We start from the raw sequence: 17,670 nt of genomic DNA, 5'->3' as shown, positions 1-17,670 counted from the left end.
CCGCTCTTTCTTACTCTTCTACAAGCCCGCTGTCGTAAGCAAGCTGTCCAATATACTGATGCATGTCATTGGGCATGTCGGAAACATGTCCGTATTCATAATCCCAAAGATTTAAAAAGGAGTGAGCTGCTTGATAAAATGCAGCCTCGTCCGCGTCCTGAATTTCTTCAAGAAACGCTTGAGCAAGCCGATCGTTTTTCAAAGCGAAGCGCCTCCTTTAATGAGACTTAAAGGTCTTGAGGTTTAAACGTTTTACAGTCAGTTTCTTCACTTTTCTCAGCCGTATTTCCTGTATGGCTGACGACATAAATTGCATCTGCACCACAACGATTTCCAGCATTCCAGTAGGAACAGTTGTTTACTTCACAAAGGATTTTTTGACTCATACAGATGACCTCCTTTTGAGTATGTCTTTCATCTATAATGTAACCGAAGTAAGGGTCGTTCATTCATGTTAATCTTCCTGACGAATATAACGCTTATCTTTCATAAACAATTTCCAGAAGAAGTAGAACCCAGGGAATAGGATGATAAACCCTACAATATACGTAATAAATAATGCCCTAAATGTGACGGGATCTGTAAACCCAGACATGATGGTAATATCAGGATAGGCCATATAGGGCAAATGCGCATGTCCATACACATAGCTTGCTAAGAAATATTGAATTGTAATGGCGATAACCGCTAAACGTGGTCTCCCTTTCCGATGTTTAAAGCGGCTGTTTGGTAAAAATAGAGCCAAACCTGCAAGCAAAAACATGAGTAGAGAAACAAGCAGGATCGGGATGTTCTGCATCATTTTTGTGAACAGCCAATTGGCCTCACTTCTCAGTGTGAGCATGATAAAGAAAGCCATCATGAGAGAAAGTGGACCTGTAATCAGTGCTCCTCTTCTATAAATGTTATAAGCCTCATCTTCGTTTGCAACATTAGAAAAATCAGCTAAAAGCAAAGATGAGAGGAAAAGGGTACTGAAAATCGCAAAACCTACGAAAGAATAGACATTTGCGCTTGTAAAGACCAATCCTAAATCTAATGAGTAGACATTATTCTCCTGAAAAATGAATCCACCATGTGTAATGGGGAGAACCATGATGAGGATGGACGGAATAATAAAGCCGCTAATTCCTGAAATATATGTCACGGCTTTTCTATATTTTTTAGGCAGTGAATGAGAGAAGACAAGAAATCCGCTTCGCAGTGCAAGGAGCAACAAAATAATGCTGCCGGGTATTAATAGAACAGTGCCTAGCACAAATGTTGCACCTGGAAACAGGCTAAACAAGGCAACGACGATGGCCACAATGAAGACGTTTGTTACTTCCCAAGTTGGAGAAAGATACTTATTTGCGATATTTGCGGCCTTTGTCTGCTCTTTGTTCATGTAAATCATTGACCAAAATCCTGCACCGAAATCCATTGATGCCATCACTGCATAGATAAACACGAATCCCCATAAGATGGTGATTGCAATGAGTGCATCAGTTGTTACATCCATTTGCATCAAGATCGCTCCCTTTTTAAGATTCTGTTAACCGTAAGTCTTCTTCAATTGAATGTTTTCTAAAGTAGTACGTCAGTACAATCACAGTTGCGATGCCTAAAATGAGATAGACAATGGCAAAAAGGATGAAAAGTGTACCGATAGATCCTGATGATGTGACGACTTCAGAGGTTTTGAGCATTCGATAAATCACCCATGGCTGACGGCCAGTACAGGCAAAGATCCAGCCAAATTCAATCGCCAAAAGACTAAGAGGCCCGCCAAATAAATAAAGGACAAGCAGCCATTTTGGATAATGTTCGCGTTTTAAAATTTTGCGGTAAAACAGAGCTAACACAGCAAAGAAAATGAGCAATGAGCCGATAATGACCATTCCGTTAAATAATGTGTGAATAAATAAAGGCGGCCACTCGTCCCTAGGAAAATCATTTAACCCTTTAACCACAGTATCAAAGCTATTTCCTGCAAGAAAACTAAGTGCCCAAGGGATTTCGATAGCTCCTTTGATTTCTTGCGTATTGGCATCAGTAAAACCGCCAATGGCCAGAGGCGCATGTGATTGCGTTTCAAATAACCCTTCAGCACCCGCTAATTTTTCAGGCTGATATTCATATAGAAGCTGAGCTGATTCGTGACCGTTTAAGGCTGTGAGAAAAGAGAAAAGTCCGCCTACAATCAGTCCAAGAAAAAGGGCTTTTCGATGAAAGGTATAGAGCTTTTCGTTTTTTCTTGTTTTCAACATTTTAAATGCAGCGACAGAAGCAATGACAAAAGCGCCTGTTGTAAAAGCAGACAGTACTACGTGAGTAGCAGTTACAACAAAACTAGGATTGAAAAATGCCTTCCAAGGTTCGATATTCGTTATTTCTCCATTGACCATTTGAAAGCCAGCGGGTGTTCCTTCAAAAGCATGTACGTTTGTAATGAGAATCGCTGAAGCTGCTGCACCAATGACAACGAAAATAACGGTAATGATGCGCATGGCTGGTGATAGACGATCTGCTGCGTATACATAAATAGACATAAATAATGCTTCAATAAAGAAAGCATAAATTTCTATTTGAAATGGCAGTGACATGACTTTTCCGATGACCTCCATAAAACCAGGCCATAGAAGGGCAAGCTGCGTACCAGCAATGGTACCGGTTGGAATGGCAACACCTAACAGAACAGCCTGCGCTTTTGTCCATCGTTTGGCCATGATGGCATAATGCGGGTCCTTCGTTTTTTGAAAGATGAGTTCAGCTAACAAAATCATTAGCGGGATGCCTACGCCAAGCGAGGCATAAATAATATGGAAGCCCATTGTTGTGCCGAACAGACTTCTAGCTAAAACGAGATCAGTCAATTTTTTCTCCGCCTTTCTTATCGCATCTCTTTTGATGGTGTTTATTATTCTCCACCATTTTTAGATTATTCTTCCTGACTAAGAAAGCTTGTTTTTTGACAAGTTGTAAAAGAGGGAGTAGAATATAACTATAAAACGTAATCATTACGTTTTAATGATGAAGGGAGTTTTGACATTGAAAAGAGATATTCATCCAACCTCACATGAAGTTGTATTTATGGACGTAAACAGCGGTTACCGCTTCTTAAGTAGATCAACAAAGACATCACATGAGACCGTAGAGTGGGAAGATGGGAAGACTTATCCTGTCATTAAAGTAGAGACAAGCTCTGATACGCATCCATTTTATACAGGACGCCAGAAATTCGGAGAAAAAGGCGGCAGAGCGGAGCAGTTTAAGAAAAAATATCAAATGTAAACAAAGAAACACACCTGATCATGGTGTGTTTTTTTGTGCAGTAAAAAACCCCGGCTGATCGCACGGGGTTCATGAATTCATTCAACATTTAAAGCTGTTTTTAATGTGTTTAAATTTTGTTTCATTAAGCTGACATAGCTTTCGCCATTTTTAGCATCATCTTCTGTAATGGATTCTAGATTTTTCAGTGTAAGGCTTTTTGCCCCAATTTCACTGCGAATCGTATCTGATACTTTACTGCTGACGTTATTTTCAAAAATGACATACTTGATGTGATGCTTTTCTGCCTGTTGTACGATATTTTCAAGCTGTTTTTGGGAAGGCTCTTCAGAAGCAGAGAGTCCTAGTACACTGATTTGCTCAATGCCATAGCGTTTTTCCCAGTAGCCGTATGCAGCGTGAGAAACAAGAATTTCTTTATGTTCTGCTTTAGATAACGTTGTTTTGAATTCCTGATCTAACGATTGTAATTCTTTTTTTAGTGATTCATAGTTTTTTGTGTATTCGTCTTTATGATCTGGATCTAGTGAAACGAGTGTGTCTTTAATATTTTTTGCCATTTGCTGTGCATAAACAGGGTCTAGCCATGCATGGGGATCTTTATCTCCGTGGTCGTGTCCATCATGGTCATGATCTTCACCTTCATGATCGTGATCATGGTCCTCCCCTTCTTCATGAGCATGTTCTTCTTGTGTTGATAATAGCTTGATGCCTTCAGCTGCTTTCACTGTTTTCACGCCTTGGTCTTTTAACGTAGAAGCCGTTTTATCAGCAAATGCTTCAGCACCTGTTCCGCTGTAAATAAAGGCATCTCCTTCAGCCATTTCAACCATCGTTTTTGAACTTGGTTCAAAGCTGTGTGCATCTGCATTGGCAGGGTACACACTTTGAGCGTTCACGTGAGAGCCGCCAATTTTTTCAGTGAAATCTTGAATAGGGAAGATCGTCGTGTAAATGGTTAATTTCCCATCTGCTTTTCCTTTTGAAGCATTTGTCCCCGCACTGCTTGAGCAAGCGGCAAGACCGACCGCTAATAAAGCAGCTGTTAAAATAAAAAAGATTTTTTTCATCTAAGAATGTCTCCTCTCAACCTATTAGATAGAAATGATTACGATTTAATGTCCTGAGTTATTGTATCGTAATAATTACGATTTGAAAAGAGGAAAATAAAAAATTTTCATCAGAAGATGTTTCCTCTAAAAAAATAGACGTCAAAACGTGACGAAATTTAAAACATTGTGCTATATTTATTTTTAAAAAAAGAAAAAGGAATGGACAAACTTATGAAACTTTTAGACGAAATCATCGAATATAACCAACAATTTATTGAAGAGAAGCGATATGAAGAGTTTACAACAACGAAGTTTCCACAGAAAAAAGCTGTCATTCTATCATGTATGGATACAAGACTTGTTGAACTGCTTCCACGCGCCATGAACATGAAAAATGGCGATATTAAAATTGTCAAAAGTGCTGGCGCTCTTGTTTCTCACCCATTTGGAAGTATTATGCGAAGCATTTTAGTGGCTGTTTATGAATTGAATGCTGACGAGGTGTACGTCATTGGGCATCACGATTGTGGTATGAGTAAAATAGACAGCGAAACACTCTTAAATAAAGCCATTGAGCGTGGTATTCCAGAAAAACGGATTGAAGTACTGGAATACTCAGGAATCGATTTTCAACAGTGGCTCAAAAGCTTTAGCTCAGTTGAAGAAAGTGTGAAAGACAGTGTATCTGTCGTTAAAAATCATCCGCTTCTTCCATCTGATGTGCCTGTACATGGTCTTGTCATTGATCCTGGAACAGGTAAGCTTGACTTAGTTGTCAATGGTTATGAAGAAAAGTAAGTTATTTTTCCTTTTTAGGCGGGACCGGATCCATGCCTCCAGGATGCAGCGGGTGACATTTTAAAATTCGCTTAATCGTGAGCCAGCCGCCTTTTAAAGCGCCATGCGTTTTGATCGCCTCTAGCCCGTAGTTTGAGCAAGTGGGGTAAAACCTGCAGCTCGGCGGTGTTAGAGGGGAAATGCATTTTTGATAAAAGCGAATGATGCCGATAAAAATTTGTTTCATAGAGGTTCCTCCTTGTCTGTCTTTTCACAGTATAAGAAAAAAGGACAAGGAAGGGAAGTTTTATAAACTAAACTGGTCGGAACAATATGTTATAATATAGGAAATTGCAATTATAGGAGTGGTGATTAATGCCTTCAGTCGAAAGCTTTGAACTTGACCATAATGCTGTAAAAGCACCTTACGTTCGTCATTGCGGCGTTCATAAAGTGGGATCAGATGGGGAAGTGAACAAATTTGATATCCGTTTTTGTCAGCCAAACAAGCAGGCAATGAAACCTGATACGATTCATACATTAGAGCATTTACTTGCGTTTAATATTAGAACACACTCAGAGAAATACGATCATTTTGATATCATTGATATTTCTCCAATGGGCTGCCAGACTGGCTACTATTTAGTTGTCAGCGGTGCACCGACACCAAGAGAGATCGTTGAACTGCTTGATGCAACATTCAAAGATGCAGTGGAAGTAACAGAAATTCCTGCTGCAAATGAAGAGCAGTGCGGTCAAGCGAAGCTTCATGATCTTGAAGGAGCAAAACGTTTAATGCGTTTCTGGCTGTCTCAGGATCAAGAAGAGCTATTAAAAGTATTTGGATAATCAGTAAGATGATGAACCGGACATATTGAATGTCCGGTTTTTTATATGAAATGAAACGAGAGCTGTTAAAATAGGGGATATTTGTTAAAATGGACATGTCAGTAAAAAAAGGGGGATACACGAATGCGGAAAATGGTAGGAATCATTTTGATGCTCGCATTACTTAGTGCATGTGGAAACTCGGCAGCGAGCAATGACAAGGGAGAAGTGCCTGAACTATTAGAAGTCAAACTAACAGGGCCGGAGCAAGTGGAGAAAAATGAAAACGTTATCGTAAAAGCAGCTGTCACATATGGTGATACGCCTGTTGATGATGCAGATGATGTTGAATTTGAAGTGTGGAAAGATGGCGACAAGGATAACAGCAAGATGATTCAGCCAAAGAAAAAGGAGAAAGGTGTATATGAATTGCATACAGCTTTCAAACAAGATGGCCTTTATATCATACAAGTCCATGTGACAGCTAAACAGCAGCATAATATGCCGAAGACAAACATCCATGTAGGTGATGTGAAAAAAGAGAGTTCATCTACTGAAGAAGAAGATACCTCACATCATTGAAAGCGGTTTTATTTTGGGTTAGGACGTTGGTTTGGTTCAGCATCCTGTGGTGAATCGACTTTATGCTTGTAATCATAAGCCTTTGATGTCGTCCACAGTGATAAAAAGACAACGATTGAGATAATGATAAAGCTGATAATCCCAAGTAACAGCATCTAACTCCCTCCTTATTTCCATATTAACATATATTTCATGCGGTCAAAATAGAAGAAAATGATGGCAGGTTTCAGTATAATAAAAAAAGGGTAATCCCATACTAAACGCAACTACATAAGGAGGAATCAACATGTCTGAAAAATTATTAGACGTCGTCAATAAACAAGTAGCAGATTGGACTGTGCTTTACGTAAAATTACATAACTATCACTGGTATGTAAAGGGAAAAGACTTCTTTACACTCCATGAAAAATTCGAGGAACTTTATACAGAAACAGCGACATACATTGATGATTTGGCTGAGCGTATGCTTGCTTTAAATGGACAACCTGTTGCGACAATGAAAGAGTGCTTAGAAATTTCTAGCATTCAAGAAGCGGAAGGCAATGAATCAGCCGAGCAAATGGTGAAAAATCTGTATGATGATTTCTCTAATATTGCAGAAGAACTTAAGCGAGGCATGGAGCTGGCTGCAGAAGTTGGCGATGAAACAACAGGTGATATGCTGCTTGCGATTCATCAATCCATTGAAAAACACAACTGGATGCTAAAAGCATACTTAGGATAAGCGAATGTGAAAGGAATGTCGATCATCAAACAGATCGGCATTCTTTTTTTGTGGATTTGTGACAGACAGCCCATTGAATTGATGGGGCTTTCAGCCGAAGAGAAAAGGGAAGGGAGGGGAGAAGATGTCCTCAATTGCAGGAATGATGAGCCAGCAAGTGGCGAGTATTCAAAAAACACTTAATATCAGTTTATTGAATTCACAGCTTGCCACGAACACAGCCCAAGCCATGGTGATGCTCGATCAAGTGCAGCAGCAGCCTCAAGCTGTTCAGCCCAAAGATTCAGACGCTACGTTTATTGATGTCAGAGTTTAACCAAGAAAGCCGCCGTCACAGGCGGCTCTTTTTATGCGCTTCACGAATTTTTTGAACAGCTAACCATGCCTTTATTTTTTGTCGTCCAAGCTATTCATCAAATGCGGCATATACTATTGAGGTAAGAAGTTCCACTATGAAAGGATGTTGATGCCAAGTGAGCAAGGATTTAGGCATCTTTTCGTTGTTTACAGTCAGTTTGTCGGCAATGGGCTTTCTGTTTGGTGGAGCAGGATATTTACTCATGATATTAGTGACACTCATGGCTATAGAATTAATTTGTTCAAGCCTAAGAGAATCTGTGACTGGACAACTTACGATGAAGCGTTTTTTGACCAGGCTTGTTCGAAAGGTTGTGACGATCTCTTTAATATCCATGGCACATTTCTTCGATGTCATGCTGAAGACTGGGGGGACAATTAAGGATTTAGCGCTCATCTTTTATATTATTTATGAATCGTACCAGATTGTCTCAACAGCCAGAGCTCTCGGAATTCCCATTCCACAGTTGTTTATTGATGTGTTAGACATGATTAAAAATAAATTGCGCAAAAAGCCGTAATTTCTTCATATCTGGTCATACTAAAGGAAAAAGGATGAATCAGATGGCGACACACACATACTATGTATCCGTTCAAGACGGATCAATCTCACAGCACAGAGACGCGGCTGCTTGGCAATTTCAGATAGAAGCAGATGATGACCAAATCTTGCAGTTAAGAGAGTATTTTGATGAACAGTATATGACAGATTGGAAAGGTTTCTTTCGGGCGCATGTTCCATTTCTTGAATATCATTATGATAGTCCAAACGACGAAATGGACAGGAAAAGAAAAGAGATTTACTCGATGATTCATGATCTCGGTAACGAAGAGACAAAGAACTTTATTGAGACCAATGGACTGATGAATTGAAAAAGCATGTAGACAAACCCTCGCATTCTTTGTCAGGTGCTCATGAATGTCAAATTCGCTCCGCGCCAGTACTCGTTTTTCCTAGACTGCAAAGGTTTTCTATCACGCTGAAAAGAAGACAAAAGGCTAAAAGAAAGTTCATTTTAGCCTTTTGTCAACGATCTGAAAGTATGTAGAGACATTCTACATGCTTTTATTTTCGAGGCTGTAAGATACCGCCGATTAGATCACTGATTCCGCCTCTATTTTCCTGCTGTGAGTTGGTGATTTCGTGTGAGGTACTCTGACTCTGGGGTTTGTACCGGTTATCATCTATCCCGACCCGCATTCCAGATGTTCGTTCAGATGGCTGGATAATCACAATTTGGTCCTGTTCATGAAATTCAAACAAGTAGGATTCGCCTGATGTTTGTCCAATGAACGTTTTCCAGTTCACATCTAATTTGACTTTCGGTGCTTTGCCCGTCCAAGCGACAATGGCGTCAGGATCTACACGGCAAGGTGCTTTTAAAATCAGCGGGTTTCCATTTGTTTTGATGGCAACCTGCGCCCCGTGACCTTGATACGAGAGCTTTGAAGTAAACAGCCCTTTCTGTGATAAAATCCCAACGCCTACTGGTGTCACGCCATAGTGACATTCTTCAGTAAAGGCAAGTAAATCTTCACTTTCCACGCTAACATGTTGCCAAGGACCGTTCGGCTCAAGATTGATGACGGTCACATGCTCGCTAGAATCAGCCAAGTAGCAAGTGCCTTGTCCACTCACTTCCATCATCTCAAGGTTTTCACCTGTTAATTTTCTGCTAATATGATTAAATACTTGGCTGACCATATTCCCTTTATTCGTCCCAAGTAATCGTTTACGGTATTGAAATGTACCTTGATCGGCAATCATAGCGCCTTTTTTGGCAAAAAAGATCCCGTTGCCTTCTGCTTGTAAGGTCAATTCTTCGATCGTGTTGAAATGAAATCCCATTTGTGCCAGCTCCTTTTCTTTGTCAAGATGTGAATCCGTAGATGCGGCATAGGTCGTTTAAATCAAGGGTCGTACCTTGTCCGGTAGCGGTGATTTTCCATTCGTTCTCAACTCTCGTTAGTTCAGCACAAATGATGGATGTACAAAATGAATAATCCTCTGTTAACTGAAAGGTACAAATCTCCTGTTGTGTGATTTGATCTGAAAGGCGCAAGTAGGCATTGGTCACCTGTCCAAAATGATGTGCCCGCTCGTGTGCATCATGTATCGTGGCTGTTACGACGATTTTCTGAATATCGGGTGAGACTCTGCTCAGCTGCATAATAATGATCTCATTGTCCCGATGGCCTCCGCCGACCTGATGATCACCTAGATGGCGAACAGCTCCATCTAAGCTTTGCTGCTGATGATAATAGATCAGGTGTTTTGGAGACAGAAGCTTGTCCTCTTCATTTAAGAGAAACACTTGCGTATCTAAATCAATTGGCTGACCAGATAAGTCCCAGCCAAGTCCGATATGAATTTGATCTACATTTGGATTGTCTTTTGTTAAATCTAACTTTTGTCCTTTCATGAGGTGTTTCTTCACTGCCTCAAGAGAAGCGTCTTCTTTCTCATGTTGCCTCATTGGCCATGCTTTGTTATTTTCTTGTTTTGATCCATTTGTGATGCTCATGCTGGTTTCCTCCTCGTCTGTGTAGGACAAACACTTATTGATTTACGTCGTCATGGGCAAAAGGTTTCATGATTAAAATGGGATGAGGATGGAGATGATAAAAAGGTTTTAGCAAGAATACTTATTTTACATACAGACGAGATAGAAGTACTCGTTTGTTTCACTTTTCATAAAAATTCTTCAGAGAAATGTGATCTGTGGTATGATGTTTTACAAGAAGCAAGGACAGGATATGAGGGATTTCACATGCATGTATTTAAAGACTATTATCATAATACGGTCAAGCTCTCTTTTGAAGAGCAGCCTTTTTCAAGTCATCCTAAGCATGTTTGGGCTATTTGCCGCTATCAAGGAAAATGGCTACTTACAGAACATGAGGATCGAGGCTACGAGTTTCCAGGAGGGAAAGTAGAGCCAAATGAAGAAGCAGATCAAGCCGCTATACGAGAGATTCACGAAGAGACGGGTGCTGTTGTTCGTGAATTAACGTATATTGGTCAATATCAGGTGCTGGGCAGAGAGAAAGTCATTGTCAAAAATATTTATTTCGCCGATATTGAAAGGCTCGTCAAGCAGGACACGTATTTTGAAACGAAAGGACCCGTTCTTTTCGCAGACTTACCAAGATCCATCGCAAAAAATAAAAATTTCAGTTTTATTATGAAAGATGATGTGTTAAGACAAAGTCTTGCTTATTTAGAAAAGAACGGTTTGATTCGTTAAAAAAAGCGTAGGGAAATGACCCTGCGCTTTTTATTTTTGTAGAAAACGGCGTTCCAGCCATTCAACAAGCTGATACATGATGGTGGCGAAGACGGCGATAATGAAAAGACTTAAGAACACGAGTGTAAAGTTGAAGACTTGAAAGCCATAGATGATCATATAGCCGAGTCCTTTTGAGGAAACAAGGAATTCTCCCACAATGACCCCAACCCAAGAAAGACCAACATTGACCTTAATGGCAGAGATCATCGTTGGAATACTTGCTGGTAAAATGACCTCACGGAAGACCGTTCTTTTTTTCGCGCCAAAGGTTTTCATGACTTTTAAATAATTCTCATCGACTTCTTGAAAGGCTGTATAAATGACGATGGTGGTAATTATCACACTGATAATGGCACCCATCGCGACAATGCTGATCATGCCTGGTCCAAGGGCAACAATTAAAATGGGGGCGAGAGCGACTTTCGGCATCGCATTTAAAATAACCAAATAAGGATCAAGTACATTTGCAAGACGGGTGGACCACCATAAGGCGGCGGCTAATAAAATACCGCAAAAAGTACCAAGTAGAAAGCCGAGCACTGTTTCAAATAGCGTAATGCTCATATGATTAATTAATGAACCATCTGATAATTTTTGTACAAACAATTGGCAGACGGCAGATGGTGAACTGAAAATGAGCGGGTCAATCAGTCTGAAATGGCTCGCAAGCTCCCAAAGCGAAAAGAAACTGGCGAAAATGATCAACTGGTAGACTCGCGTCATGCGTTTTTCCATTCGAACTTTTTTTCGATAGGCTTCATGTAAAAGATCACTGTGTTTCAACTGTCTTCAGCTCCTTCCAAATCGTTTGAAAGAGCTCTTGGAAACTGGCTGTCTGTCTCGCTTCAAAAGGAGAGAGCGTCCTCAGATCATCGGGAACGGTAAACATTCGCTGGATAGAGCCGGGATGCTTTGAGAATAAGAAAATACGATCACTCATCGCAATGGCTTCGCCGATGTCATGCGTGACAAGAACAGCCGTTTTTTGGTAGTTTTTTAATGTGTGAAAGACGAGGTCTTCTAATGTCAGTTTCGTCTGGTAATCTAGTGCTGAAAATGGCTCATCTAGCAGAAGCAGGCCGGGATCAACTGCAAGCGTTCGGGCGAGAGCCGCACGCTGCCTCATCCCGCCTGACAGTTCCTTCGGGTATTTTTCTTCGACATCATTGAGTCCAAGCTTTGGCAGTAAGCTCAGGGCAGCTGAGGTGGCTTCATGTGAATCTTGTTTTGCAATTTTTAACCCGAGAATGACATTTTCCTTGATCGTTTTCCATGGGAACAAATAATCTTGCTGGAGCATATAACCGATTTGATGCTCCTGTTGATTCGGTTCTTTTCCTTCGATTAAAATTCGACCTTCGGAGGGTGGTGTAATGCCTGCGATGATGGAAAGCAAGGTTGTTTTCCCGCAGCCGCTAGGACCAATAAATGAGATGAATTCACCTTGAGTGATCTCCATATTGATGTGCTGTATGGCCGTTGTTTTTTCTTTTAAAGAGAAGTATGTGTGGGTCACATGGTCAATTTGAAGGAAAGACATGTGCTACCTCCTGTTCTATTTGTGATCTGTGACCTTCTTGGCAATGGATGAATCGACAAGTTGTTTGTACGGGATAAATTCCGGCAGTTCACCACTTGCCTTCATGATTTCCTGTAATTTGTTCCATTCCTCTTCATTTAGAAGGGGATCTGTTGCATAGGAGTTCTGCTGTTTGTAACGTTTGATAGCTGTTGATAAGACATCAAGGTCTGTATCAGGAAATTGAGATTGGATTGTCTTGGCAATCTCCTCTGGACTCTTTGCTTTGACCCATTTTTGCGCTTTGTAAATGGCACGAGTAAAGGCTTCAGCTGTCTCTTTGTTTTCTTCTAAGTAACTCTTCTTTGCCATAAAGGTGGTATAAGGCACCTTGCCGGAAGCCTCACCAAAGGAGGCGGTAATGTACCCTTTGCCTTCTTTTTCAATTAAGGAAGCTGTCGGTTCGAATAACTGCACAAAATCGCCAGTTCCAGAGGAAAAAGCACCTGAAATGTTGGCAAAATCAATATTTTGAATCATGCGAAGATCTTGTTTCAAATCAATGCCTTCTTTTTTCAGGACATATTCACCGACCATTTGCGGCATGCCGCCTTTCCGTTGTCCGAGAAAGTCTTTTCCTTTCAATTGATCCCAAGAAAATTGATTGATTTTTTCCCTTGAAACAAGAAATGTACCGTCTGTTTGTGTCAGCTGTGCAAAGTTCATGACAGAGTCTTTCGTGTCTTGTGCTTCCACATAAATAGAAGATTCAGATCCGGTCAGAGCGATATCAGCGCCGCCAGATAAGAGAGCTGTCATTGTTTTATCGCCGCCCCAAGTGGTTTTTAATTCAACCTCTAAGCCTTCATCTTTGAAAAATCCTTCGGATAGGGCGACATAAAGCGGTGCATAAAAGACCGAATGGGTCACCTCGGCTACTTGTACGGTCTGCTCTTGGTCTTTTTTACAGGCGACAAATGGAATAAAGAGCAGGACAACGAATATGAATGCCAGTCTGACTTTAATGGAACGATTCAAGAGTAATTCGCCTCCTTTGTTCTAGATCACTAATTAAAGTATGTCAAAAGGGATTTTTGGTGAGTGCCTAGATGAAATAAGAAGCGCATTGTTTATTTATAGAACGTGTCTTTTTTTCTATACTAGAAGCATGAATGCTTTCTTGAATTTGGCAGAAATAAAGGAGCGGTTTCGTGTATAGATTGAGTTGGGTATTTGTTGGTTGGTATGTAGTAGGTCTTATTTTAATGGTCTTTTTTGAAGTGCCGGCATGGCTTCAGTTTGCGAATGGTATCTTTCTTGTGCTTTACGCCTGCTGCGTCATTGAGATTGGCCGAAATATTTACGGGGCATGGAGCTTTGTAATCGTAAGAGCAGCCATTGTGGGTGTGTTGACGTTTACAGTTGAATGGGTGGGGATCACAACTGATTTTCCATTTGGGGCCTATGATTATTATCCGACGCTTGGCTTTCTTGTGGCGGGAGTGCCTTTGACGATCGCTTTTGCATGGGTTGGTGTGTTTTTAAATAGTCTTTTTTTATCAAGACAACAATCGAAGTGGAAACGAGCCGTCGAAACGGGTATATGGATTGTACTGCTTGATCTCATATTAGATCCGGTAGCGGCTGAACGAAAGTTTTGGGTGTGGTATGACGGCGGAGGTTTCTTTGGTATCCCTTTTGAGAATTTTGTCAGCTGGGGTATCATTGGAGCAGGACTTTCATTTCTGTTCCCGCTCGTATCAATTGATCAGCAGGCATTGCGCTGGAATGGGCGTATTTATCAGGCCATGGTGTTCTTCTTTGGTCTTTTAGCATTAAAGGGCGGGCTGGATGTCATTTTTTATTTAGCACTGATCATTGTCATCTTGTGTGAAGGAAGGGTTCGATTTGAAAGAAAGCGACAAAAACCGATCGTTTAGACGACTCTTTTATTTTTATCTTGAACGATATTTACTGAACAAACATTTTCGCTGTGTCATGATGAAAGGTACGGTTGACCCAAAGGAGAAGCATCCTGTTCTTTATCTTGCTAATCACAGTTCATGGTGGGATGGACTGATCATTTTTCTTTTAATAGAACAAATGTCTGAGCTGGATCATGCCATGATGATGGAAGAGAAGCAGTTGAAGCAATATGCTTTTTTTCAAAAACTTGGTGCATTTCCAGTTCATAAAGAGAAGCTGAAAAGTGTCAAGCAGGCATTAATGACCGCAAAGGAGAAGATGGAGGCTGGCGGGGCTGTGTGGCTCTTCCCGCAGGGGAAAATTATGCACCAAGACATAAGGCCGCTTGAACTGGAAGGCGGAGCTTCTTTTTTAGTCAGGCAATTTGAGCAGGTCGTCATCAAACGTGTGACGCTGCATTATACATTTAATCAATTTCAAAAACCGACGGTATCGGTTGAATTTGGAGAAGATGTCCTGGTAGCTGGCGGATCACTTCGGAGTAAGGAAGTAACAAGTTTACTCGGAGACCTGCTTGAAACACAGTTAAACGCACATCAAGCACAGGTTATTGCTGATCCAGATTTTTCAACAAACGAACATTTTAGGCAGGTGACAAGGACAAGCCGGTCAACTAGTGATGCGTTTGATTCCTTTAAAAAGTGGGTGAAAACATGGCGATCTTCTTAATTGTCATCAGTGTTTTGCTGCTCTGCCAATTGATGTTTACGATTTGGAATATGAAGCAATTTCCTGTACTCAAGCCGGCATCTCTTTCACCTGATGAACGCATTTCATTATCGATCCTCATTCCAGCGAGAAATGAAGAAAAACGGCTGGAAGCCTGCCTTCAGTCGATTGTTGATCAGCGTCTCCATCCGAAAGAGTTGATCGTGCTGGATGATCACTCGACAGATCAGACGAGAATGATTGCAGAGGGCTTCGCAGAGACATATCCATGGATTCGCGTTCAGTCAGGTCAAGTATTGAAGCGCGGCTGGCTTGGAAAATCATATGCTTGTTCCCAGCTTGCTGAGGCAGCATCTTCTGATTGGCTGTTATTTTTAGATGCAGATGTCCGCTTAAAACAAGGAGCTATTGAAGCGGTGTACAAGCAGTTATGCATACAAAAAACGGGCATGCTTTCAGGTTTCCCAGAGCAAAAAACGGGAACGCCTTTTGAGCATCTTGTCGTTCCTATGATGATGTTTACGATTGGCTGTCATCTGCCAGTGAAGTGGGTCAGAACATCTCAACATCCTGCTTTTGCAGCAGCACATGGCGGCTTTATTGCCATTGAAAAGAATTGTTATCACGAAATAGGTGGTCATGAAGCGATCAAGGATTCTCTTGTGGATGATATGGCTTTGGCTAAACGAGTGAAAGAGAAGGGCTTTCCGTTCACACTGGCAAGTATTCATTCTTTTGTCTACATGAGAATGTATGAGAGTGGACAGGAAGTATGGGAAGGATATCGGAAAAATTTGTTCCCGGGAGTGAATCGAAACATTGCTTTGTTAAGCAGTGTCTTTTGTTTATACTCCGTCCTTTATGTAGTTCCTGTTATTTGCTTTATGATCGCACTGATTCATTTTGATGTGGTCGATCTCTGTTTAGCCCTTCTTTGCTACGGGCTGGGTGTATCCATTAAAGCGGTCATTGATATCGAAAATGGAAGAACGTCTACGATGGCCTTTTTATTGCCTGTCAGTATCATGAGCCTGATTGCCATTGGTTTTGCTTCTATGAAAATTGGGCTGAAAAAAGAAGGCTATGAATGGAAAGGAAGAAGGTACGAATGAAAAAAGTGATCATTATTGGCGGCGGACTTGGCGGGTTATCGGCTGCGATTCGCTTACAGTCACGCGGTTTCCAGGTCACCATTTTAGAAAAAGAAGCTTCTTTAGGCGGGAAATTACAACGCCATCAAGCGTCTGGCTACTCTTTTGATTTAGGACCGAGTACCATTACAATGAAGGCGTATTTTGAGGAAGTATTTACCTCCTGTCATAGACGAATGGAGGATTATGTGACGTTTTATCCGATTTTCCCCCTTACTAAAAATGTTTTTTCAGATGGACATACGGTCGAGTTTACGCCAGATATTGAGCAAATGGAATCACAAATTGCAGTTTTTAGTCCAGAGGATGCACAGCAATACCGGGCATTTTTACAGGAATCGAAGAAGCTTTTTCAAATGGCAGAGGATCAGTTTTTAAATCGTTTATTATTGACCTGGAAGGATAAAGCGGATGTCAAGCTAATGAAAGCCCTTCTTGCTGTCAAACCTTTTACATCTGTTCAGCGCTTGCTGCGTCAATATTTTCGTCATCCTCATACATTGGCGATGTTTGGCCGGTATGCGACTTACATTGGCTCTTCTCCATACGAGGCACCTGCTATTTTTAATATGATGGCTTATTTAGAAGGAGAAAAAGGCATTTATGGTATTAAGGGCGGTACGTATCGTTTAGTTGAGGCATTTGAGACACTGGCAAAGGAATTGGGTGTCAAAATTCATCTCAATGAACCAGTCAAAAAGATTCATGTAAAGAATAAGCGAATCCAAGGAGTTGAAACAGATCAGCAGTTATATGAGGCAGATCAAGTCATTGCGGGGGCAGATGCACTGACTGTTTATCGCCAATTAATTGATGAAGAAGACCGCCCGAGCTTTGGAAATCAAAAACTGGCAAACATTGAGCCATCGTTATCAGGTTTTGTTCTTTTGTTGGGCGTCCCTAAAGTCTATGAACAACTGTCTCATCACAACGTGTTTTTTCCAGAGAATTATGAACAAGAATTCAAGGATATTTTTCAGAAAAAACAGCTTCCTCATGATCCGACGCTTTACATCTGTTATTCAGGTCATTCAGAGCCAGCTTTAAGCGGAGGGCCAGGAAGAAGTAACTTGTTTGTATTAGCCAATGCGCCATATGTGACAAAAGAGCAAAATTGGGACATGCTAAAGGAGACATATGGCCAGCATATGAAAACAAAACTAAAGGAAAAGGGCCTCTTTGATCTTGACCAGCTTGTAGAATTTGAAGCGGTACAAACCCCGCTTGATTTGCAGCAAAAAACGGGAGCGTATCATGGGGCCATTTATGGCATGTCGTCAAACTCGTTCAAGCAGGCATTTTTTCGCATCAATAATCAATCAAAGGATATTGAAGGACTTTGGTTTGTTGGGGGCACAAGTCATCCAGGCGGCGGCACTCCGATGGTGACAAAATCAGGACAGCTCGTCGCAGAGGCCATTATCAAGCATTTGACGTAACACCGAATGAAAAGGAGAGAATT

Annotated in this window: 25 protein-coding genes; 13 read left to right on the top strand and 12 right to left on the bottom strand. The window is 41.1% G+C overall.

Annotation, left to right across the window (positions count from 1 at the left end; translation table 11 throughout):
• Positions 1–10: 10 nt before the first annotated feature.
• The 4 genes from NSQ70_RS13845 to NSQ70_RS13830 all read right to left on the bottom strand — a co-directional run bounded on the left by NSQ70_RS13845 (position 11) and on the right by NSQ70_RS13830 (position 2,855).
• The gene (locus NSQ70_RS13845) at positions 11–202 is read right to left on the bottom strand and encodes a hypothetical protein (protein WP_342502218.1); all 192 of its coding nucleotides are present in this window, start codon (positions 200–202) and stop codon (positions 11–13) included.
• A 25-nt stretch (positions 203–227) separates the two neighbouring features.
• Positions 228–386, bottom strand: coding sequence for a DUF1540 domain-containing protein (locus tag NSQ70_RS13840; RefSeq protein WP_008360682.1), 159 nt, complete (start codon positions 384–386; stop codon positions 228–230).
• 68 nt (positions 387–454) lie between these two features.
• Positions 455–1,501 (bottom strand): cytochrome d ubiquinol oxidase subunit II, encoded by a 1,047-nt coding sequence (locus NSQ70_RS13835; RefSeq protein ID WP_169476099.1) that lies wholly within the window; start codon positions 1,499–1,501, stop codon positions 455–457.
• Between the two features lie 22 nt (positions 1,502–1,523).
• On the bottom strand, positions 1,524–2,855 hold the full coding sequence (locus tag NSQ70_RS13830) for a cytochrome ubiquinol oxidase subunit I (protein WP_035391038.1): 1,332 nt from the start codon (positions 2,853–2,855) through the stop codon (positions 1,524–1,526).
• A 175-nt stretch (positions 2,856–3,030) separates the two neighbouring features.
• On the opposite strand from NSQ70_RS13830, the gene NSQ70_RS13825 reads away from it, so the two are divergent.
• Positions 3,031–3,273, top strand: a complete 243-nt coding sequence (locus NSQ70_RS13825; RefSeq protein ID WP_017358374.1) for a type B 50S ribosomal protein L31 — start codon at positions 3,031–3,033, stop codon at positions 3,271–3,273.
• Positions 3,274–3,350: 77 nt separating this feature from the next.
• Here the strand turns inward: NSQ70_RS13825 and NSQ70_RS13820 are convergent, their stop codons facing one another.
• Positions 3,351–4,343: a zinc ABC transporter substrate-binding protein gene (locus tag NSQ70_RS13820; protein WP_024719324.1), complete on the bottom strand. Its 993-nt coding sequence runs from the start codon at positions 4,341–4,343 to the stop codon at positions 3,351–3,353.
• Between the two features lie 213 nt (positions 4,344–4,556).
• Here NSQ70_RS13820 and NSQ70_RS13815 point away from each other — a divergent pair, with 213 nt between their 5' ends.
• Positions 4,557–5,123: a carbonic anhydrase gene (locus NSQ70_RS13815; RefSeq protein ID WP_017358372.1), complete on the top strand. Its 567-nt coding sequence runs from the start codon at positions 4,557–4,559 to the stop codon at positions 5,121–5,123.
• A 1-nt stretch (position 5,124) separates the two neighbouring features.
• Here NSQ70_RS13815 and yidD read toward each other — a convergent pair whose 3' ends face one another.
• On the bottom strand, positions 5,125–5,349 hold the full coding sequence (yidD, locus tag NSQ70_RS13810; RefSeq protein ID WP_008342933.1) for a membrane protein insertion efficiency factor YidD: 225 nt from the start codon (positions 5,347–5,349) through the stop codon (positions 5,125–5,127).
• Between the two features lie 128 nt (positions 5,350–5,477).
• Between yidD and NSQ70_RS13805 the strand changes: the two genes are divergently transcribed.
• Both NSQ70_RS13805 and NSQ70_RS13800 read left to right on the top strand, forming a co-directional pair.
• Complete coding sequence (locus tag NSQ70_RS13805) at positions 5,478–5,951, top strand: S-ribosylhomocysteine lyase (RefSeq protein ID WP_008342935.1); 474 nt, start codon at positions 5,478–5,480, stop codon at positions 5,949–5,951.
• A gap of 123 nt (positions 5,952–6,074) precedes the next feature.
• On the top strand, positions 6,075–6,512 hold the full coding sequence (locus NSQ70_RS13800) for a FixH family protein (protein ID WP_008342936.1): 438 nt from the start codon (positions 6,075–6,077) through the stop codon (positions 6,510–6,512).
• Between the two features lie 8 nt (positions 6,513–6,520).
• Here NSQ70_RS13800 and ytzI read toward each other — a convergent pair whose 3' ends face one another.
• Positions 6,521–6,667, bottom strand: coding sequence for a YtzI protein (ytzI, locus tag NSQ70_RS13795; RefSeq protein ID WP_017358370.1), 147 nt, complete (start codon positions 6,665–6,667; stop codon positions 6,521–6,523).
• A 131-nt stretch (positions 6,668–6,798) separates the two neighbouring features.
• On the opposite strand from ytzI, the gene NSQ70_RS13790 reads away from it, so the two are divergent.
• The 4 genes from NSQ70_RS13790 (at position 6,799) to NSQ70_RS13775 (ending at position 8,466) form a co-directional block, all read left to right on the top strand.
• On the top strand, positions 6,799–7,236 hold the full coding sequence (locus NSQ70_RS13790; protein WP_327861891.1) for a Dps family protein: 438 nt from the start codon (positions 6,799–6,801) through the stop codon (positions 7,234–7,236).
• Positions 7,237–7,360: 124 nt separating this feature from the next.
• The gene (locus tag NSQ70_RS13785; RefSeq protein ID WP_008342942.1) at positions 7,361–7,552 is read left to right on the top strand and encodes a hypothetical protein; all 192 of its coding nucleotides are present in this window, start codon (positions 7,361–7,363) and stop codon (positions 7,550–7,552) included.
• Between the two features lie 157 nt (positions 7,553–7,709).
• The gene (locus NSQ70_RS13780; protein WP_008342944.1) at positions 7,710–8,114 is read left to right on the top strand and encodes a phage holin family protein; all 405 of its coding nucleotides are present in this window, start codon (positions 7,710–7,712) and stop codon (positions 8,112–8,114) included.
• 43 nt (positions 8,115–8,157) lie between these two features.
• The gene (locus NSQ70_RS13775) at positions 8,158–8,466 is read left to right on the top strand and encodes a hypothetical protein (protein ID WP_017358369.1); all 309 of its coding nucleotides are present in this window, start codon (positions 8,158–8,160) and stop codon (positions 8,464–8,466) included.
• 193 nt (positions 8,467–8,659) lie between these two features.
• Here the strand turns inward: NSQ70_RS13775 and NSQ70_RS13770 are convergent, their stop codons facing one another.
• Both NSQ70_RS13770 and NSQ70_RS13765 read right to left on the bottom strand, forming a co-directional pair.
• Complete coding sequence (locus tag NSQ70_RS13770; RefSeq protein ID WP_008342947.1) at positions 8,660–9,442, bottom strand: AIM24 family protein; 783 nt, start codon at positions 9,440–9,442, stop codon at positions 8,660–8,662.
• Between the two features lie 22 nt (positions 9,443–9,464).
• Positions 9,465–10,118 (bottom strand): TerD family protein, encoded by a 654-nt coding sequence (locus NSQ70_RS13765; RefSeq protein ID WP_039168327.1) that lies wholly within the window; start codon positions 10,116–10,118, stop codon positions 9,465–9,467.
• Between the two features lie 246 nt (positions 10,119–10,364).
• On the opposite strand from NSQ70_RS13765, the gene ytkD reads away from it, so the two are divergent.
• On the top strand, positions 10,365–10,841 hold the full coding sequence (gene ytkD, locus NSQ70_RS13760) for an RNA deprotection pyrophosphohydrolase (protein WP_008342951.1): 477 nt from the start codon (positions 10,365–10,367) through the stop codon (positions 10,839–10,841).
• Between the two features lie 30 nt (positions 10,842–10,871).
• Here the strand turns inward: ytkD and NSQ70_RS13755 are convergent, their stop codons facing one another.
• The 3 genes from NSQ70_RS13755 to NSQ70_RS13745 are packed head-to-tail and all read right to left on the bottom strand — an operon-like array spanning position 10,872 to position 13,440.
• Positions 10,872–11,666 carry an ABC transporter permease gene (locus NSQ70_RS13755; RefSeq protein WP_007501924.1) on the bottom strand — a complete coding sequence of 265 codons (795 nt, stop codon included), beginning with the start codon at positions 11,664–11,666 and terminating at the stop codon, positions 10,872–10,874.
• Entirely contained in the window at positions 11,653–12,423 is a 771-nt protein-coding gene (locus tag NSQ70_RS13750; protein WP_008342956.1) for an ABC transporter ATP-binding protein, read from the bottom strand. The genes NSQ70_RS13755 and NSQ70_RS13750 overlap by 14 nt, the downstream gene beginning before the upstream one ends.
• A gap of 15 nt (positions 12,424–12,438) precedes the next feature.
• The gene (locus NSQ70_RS13745; RefSeq protein WP_024719321.1) at positions 12,439–13,440 is read right to left on the bottom strand and encodes an ABC transporter substrate-binding protein; all 1,002 of its coding nucleotides are present in this window, start codon (positions 13,438–13,440) and stop codon (positions 12,439–12,441) included.
• A gap of 173 nt (positions 13,441–13,613) precedes the next feature.
• On the opposite strand from NSQ70_RS13745, the gene NSQ70_RS13740 reads away from it, so the two are divergent.
• Genes NSQ70_RS13740 through crtI form a run of 4 tightly spaced genes read left to right on the top strand, consistent with a single transcriptional unit; the run spans position 13,614 to position 17,647 of the window.
• Positions 13,614–14,342: a carotenoid biosynthesis protein gene (locus NSQ70_RS13740; RefSeq protein ID WP_017358367.1), complete on the top strand. Its 729-nt coding sequence runs from the start codon at positions 13,614–13,616 to the stop codon at positions 14,340–14,342.
• A complete protein-coding gene (locus NSQ70_RS13735; RefSeq protein WP_342502217.1) occupies positions 14,311–15,057 on the top strand; it encodes a lysophospholipid acyltransferase family protein in 747 nt (248 codons plus the stop codon). Before NSQ70_RS13740 ends, NSQ70_RS13735 begins: the two co-directional genes overlap by 32 nt.
• Positions 15,042–16,169 carry a glycosyltransferase gene (locus tag NSQ70_RS13730; protein ID WP_056408576.1) on the top strand — a complete coding sequence of 376 codons (1,128 nt, stop codon included), beginning with the start codon at positions 15,042–15,044 and terminating at the stop codon, positions 16,167–16,169. Before NSQ70_RS13735 ends, NSQ70_RS13730 begins: the two co-directional genes overlap by 16 nt.
• Positions 16,166–17,647 carry a phytoene desaturase family protein gene (gene crtI, locus NSQ70_RS13725; RefSeq protein ID WP_138278909.1) on the top strand — a complete coding sequence of 494 codons (1,482 nt, stop codon included), beginning with the start codon at positions 16,166–16,168 and terminating at the stop codon, positions 17,645–17,647. Before NSQ70_RS13730 ends, crtI begins: the two co-directional genes overlap by 4 nt.
• Positions 17,648–17,670 lie beyond the last annotated feature (23 nt).

It is taken from the genome of Bacillus sp. FSL R5-0397 (genome assembly GCF_038593395.1).
GTDB lineage: Bacteria > Bacillota > Bacilli > Bacillales > Bacillaceae > Bacillus > Bacillus altitudinis.
Note: the sequence above shows the minus strand (reverse complement) of the source record. Positions and strands in the feature narration are given on the sequence as shown.

Coding starts and splice junctions, on each gene's coding strand:
- NSQ70_RS13835 (WP_169476099.1), bottom strand. CDS start 1,501: ATGGATGTAACAACTGATGCACTCATTGCAATCACCATCTTATGGGGA.
- NSQ70_RS13770 (WP_008342947.1), bottom strand. CDS start 9,442: ATGGGATTTCATTTCAACACGATCGAAGAATTGACCTTACAAGCAGAA.
- ytkD (WP_008342951.1), top strand. CDS start 10,365: ATGCATGTATTTAAAGACTATTATCATAATACGGTCAAGCTCTCTTTT.
- NSQ70_RS13815 (WP_017358372.1), top strand. CDS start 4,557: ATGAAACTTTTAGACGAAATCATCGAATATAACCAACAATTTATTGAA.
- NSQ70_RS13820 (WP_024719324.1), bottom strand. CDS start 4,343: ATGAAAAAAATCTTTTTTATTTTAACAGCTGCTTTATTAGCGGTCGGT.
- NSQ70_RS13785 (WP_008342942.1), top strand. CDS start 7,361: ATGTCCTCAATTGCAGGAATGATGAGCCAGCAAGTGGCGAGTATTCAA.
- NSQ70_RS13800 (WP_008342936.1), top strand. CDS start 6,075: ATGCGGAAAATGGTAGGAATCATTTTGATGCTCGCATTACTTAGTGCA.
- NSQ70_RS13765 (WP_039168327.1), bottom strand. CDS start 10,118: ATGAGCATCACAAATGGATCAAAACAAGAAAATAACAAAGCATGGCCA.
- NSQ70_RS13775 (WP_017358369.1), top strand. CDS start 8,158: ATGGCGACACACACATACTATGTATCCGTTCAAGACGGATCAATCTCA.
- yidD (WP_008342933.1), bottom strand. CDS start 5,349: ATGAAACAAATTTTTATCGGCATCATTCGCTTTTATCAAAAATGCATT.
- NSQ70_RS13805 (WP_008342935.1), top strand. CDS start 5,478: ATGCCTTCAGTCGAAAGCTTTGAACTTGACCATAATGCTGTAAAAGCA.
- NSQ70_RS13750 (WP_008342956.1), bottom strand. CDS start 12,423: ATGTCTTTCCTTCAAATTGACCATGTGACCCACACATACTTCTCTTTA.
- NSQ70_RS13790 (WP_327861891.1), top strand. CDS start 6,799: ATGTCTGAAAAATTATTAGACGTCGTCAATAAACAAGTAGCAGATTGG.
- crtI (WP_138278909.1), top strand. CDS start 16,166: ATGAAAAAAGTGATCATTATTGGCGGCGGACTTGGCGGGTTATCGGCT.
- NSQ70_RS13730 (WP_056408576.1), top strand. CDS start 15,042: ATGGCGATCTTCTTAATTGTCATCAGTGTTTTGCTGCTCTGCCAATTG.
- ytzI (WP_017358370.1), bottom strand. CDS start 6,667: ATGCTGTTACTTGGGATTATCAGCTTTATCATTATCTCAATCGTTGTC.
- NSQ70_RS13840 (WP_008360682.1), bottom strand. CDS start 386: ATGAGTCAAAAAATCCTTTGTGAAGTAAACAACTGTTCCTACTGGAAT.